The organism is Leucobacter chromiiresistens, from assembly GCF_001477055.1.
GTDB lineage: Bacteria > Actinomycetota > Actinomycetes > Actinomycetales > Microbacteriaceae > Leucobacter > Leucobacter chromiiresistens_A.
Window position 1 is genome coordinate 1 of the sequence record NZ_LDRK01000147.1, and the last position, 2768, is coordinate 2768.

At 70.5% G+C, this 2768-nt stretch carries 3 protein-coding genes; all 3 read right to left on the reverse strand.

The genetic code is table 11. From position 1 onward, the window contains the following. Window positions 1-922, reverse strand: a 922-nt coding sequence (locus NS354_RS12710) for an FUSC family protein (RefSeq protein ID WP_058594807.1), incomplete at its 3' end; no start/stop codon positions are given. 77 nt (window positions 923-999) lie between these two features. Beyond that, a complete protein-coding gene (locus NS354_RS12715) occupies window positions 1000-1302 on the reverse strand; it encodes a hypothetical protein (protein ID WP_058594808.1) in 303 nt (100 codons plus the stop codon). After that, window positions 1302-2768: MFS transporter (locus tag NS354_RS12720; RefSeq protein ID WP_058594809.1), on the reverse strand; the 1467-nt coding region annotated here is incomplete at its 5' end. The genes NS354_RS12720 and NS354_RS12715, both read right to left, overlap by 1 nt.

The window sequence follows — 2768 nt, forward strand, 5'->3', positions numbered from 1 at the left end:
ACTCGGCGAGCTCGCCGAGTGCGCGGCCGAGCGACTCGATCGACTCGGAGGGAATGGTCACCGCGACCGGTTGATGCCAGATCGCGCCTCCGAGCGCATCCGAGATGTCGGCGACGCGAAGCCCGACGTAGCGCAGCGCCTCGATGTCGGCGTCATCGCTCGAAGCGTCGTACCGCCTCCACATGGCTCGCGGGTTGCCGCGGCCGCTCTCCTTCGCCTCGCGCACGAGCTCCTCCGCCTCGTCGACGGAGCGCTGCCGTCTGCGCGCCTCGTCGAGCCAGTCCGCGCGATCCGGCGGCCACTCGGTCGAGAGCACGGTGGCGAGGTCCTCGATCGCCGACGCGAAGTCGCTCTTCAGATCCGCGATGCGGGAGCGTGCGTACCCGTACATCAGCGGCGGGATGAACACGAGATTGACGAGCGTGCCGATGCCGAGGCCGATGCCGAACTGCGCGATGTATCCCGCCACGTACGAGTCGGGGTCGCCCGCCCCGATGATCACGACGAACACCGCGGCGATCGGCACGTAGACGCGTCCCTCGCCGAGCCGGCGCACTCCCGCGATCAGCATGCCCACTCCGGCGGCGATCGGGGCGCGGACGAACCAGGGCGTGCCGCTCGCGACGAGCACCCAGCCGATGCCGAGCCCGATGCCGATGCCCGCGATGAGCTCGATGCTCGTGCGCACGGAGCTCACCACCGTGGGCGCGACGCCGAGGAGCGCGCCGAGCGGTGCGTAGTACGCGTACTCGTTGAGCTCGCCCGGCAGCAGCCGGCCGATGAGCCAGGCCGCGGTCACGCCGACTGCGGCCTTGAGCGCGAGCAGCAGGCGGTACCGGGTGACGAGCGGACGCACGCGGTTCATCCCGCGCCTGAGCACGACCGTCACGGGGGACGTCTCGTTCTGCTTCGCGTTCGCCACATTTCGAGCCTGCCTCACCCGGGTTCTCCCGCCACAGGCCCTTGGGCTCGCCCCGGGAACGTGGTAGCGGGGCGCGCTCAGGGGGCTGCGTCGGCGAGCCGGCGCAGCCGATCCTCGGCCCGGGCGATGCGATCCGGCTCGTCCATCTCCCACCACGCGGTGCCCCGCTCTCCGAGCCCCTCCTTCGCGAGCTGCACCCGATCGCGCAGCGCCCGGCGCGCCGCGTCGTCGGGCGCGGTGCGGATGCGGGATCGGGCGCTCCCGAGCTCCGACTTGAGCGGCGCGACGAGTCGGTCGGGCAGCTGCGGGTCGGTGGCGCGCCACCGACGGCCGTTGACGATGATGTAGCGGCCGTCGGGTGTGCGCTCGGAAGCCGGCATCAGGTCGATGCGGGATCGCGTCGCGCGGCGGCGTCGTCGTCGCCCGACTGCGTGCGCTCGGGGAACAGCTCGTCGAGGTCGAGATCGGGGTTCGTGTCCTGCGTCTCGACGAGCGCCTCCGCCTCCGCCTCGGTCTCGACGCTCGGCATCGCACCGGGCAGCGGCCGCCGCGCCGACTCCTTCAGCAGCACGATCGCGATGAAGCCCGCGACGGACGTGCCGATGACGTAGAACGCGGGGGCGAGCGATGAGCCGCTCGCCTGCACGAGCGACTCCATGATCACGGGCGCGGTGCCCGCGAAGAGCGCGACGGAGAGGTTGTAGGAGATGCCCATGCCGCCGTACCGCGACGAGGTCGGGAAGAGGGCCGGCAGCGACGACGCGAGGTTCGCGACGTAGAACGTCACGGGCACGGCGAGCAGGGCGAGGCCCAGCAGCGTCGACCAGATCTCGCCGTGCATCATGAAGAGGAACGCCGGAATGGAGAGCACGATCGCGGTGATCGAGCCGATGAAGAGCACCTTGCGGCGCCCGATGCGGTCGGAGAGCCTGCCCGTGAGGGGGATGCAGGCCGCCATGCCGACGAGCACCGGCAGGGTGAGCAGATTGCCGTGCACCGGGTCGTAGCCGAGCGTCTGCGTGAGGTAGGTCGGCATGTACGAGGTGAGCGCGTAGCCGACGGTGTTCGCTGCCGCGACGAGCACGAACGCGGTGAGCAGCTCGCGCCAGTAGGCCCGTACGAGCGCGATCACGCCCTTCGGCGCCTCAGCCGACGACTCGGCCTCCTCGGTGGCGCGCTCCGCGGCATCGCGGGCCTCCTGGAACGCGGGCGTGTCCTCGATCTTGAGGCGGAAGTAGATCGCGATGAGTCCGAGGGGCAGTGCGACCAGGAAGGGGATGCGCCACGCGAAGCCCTCCATCGCCTCTTCGGAGAGCGTCAGCTGCAGGATCGACACGAACGCGGCGCCCATGGCGAAGCCCAGGTACGAGCCCATGTCGAGCAGCGACGCGTAGAAGCCGCGCTTGCGATCGGGCGCGTACTCGGTGATGAAGGTGGTCGCCCCGGCGTACTCGCCGCCGGTCGAGAACCCCTGCGCGAGCTTCAGCACGATGAGCAGGATGGGCGCGAAGACGCCGATCACCGAGAAGTCGGGCAGCACGCCGATCAAGAAGGTCGCGGCCGCCATCATGATCAGGGTGAAGGCGAGCACCTTCTGCCGGCCCATGCGGTCGCCGAGCTGGCCGAGCACGATCCCGCCGAGCGGCCGGGCCACGAACGTGACGGCGAACACGCCGAGCGAGAAGAGCGCCTGCGCGCCGTCCGACGCGTCGGGGAGGAAGACGCGGCCGATGATGACGGCGAGGTAGCCGTAGATGCCGATGTCGTACCACTCCATGAGGTTGCCGACCACGGTGCCCGCGATGGCGCGCTTGAGCATCGGTCGATCGACGACGTGCACGTCGTC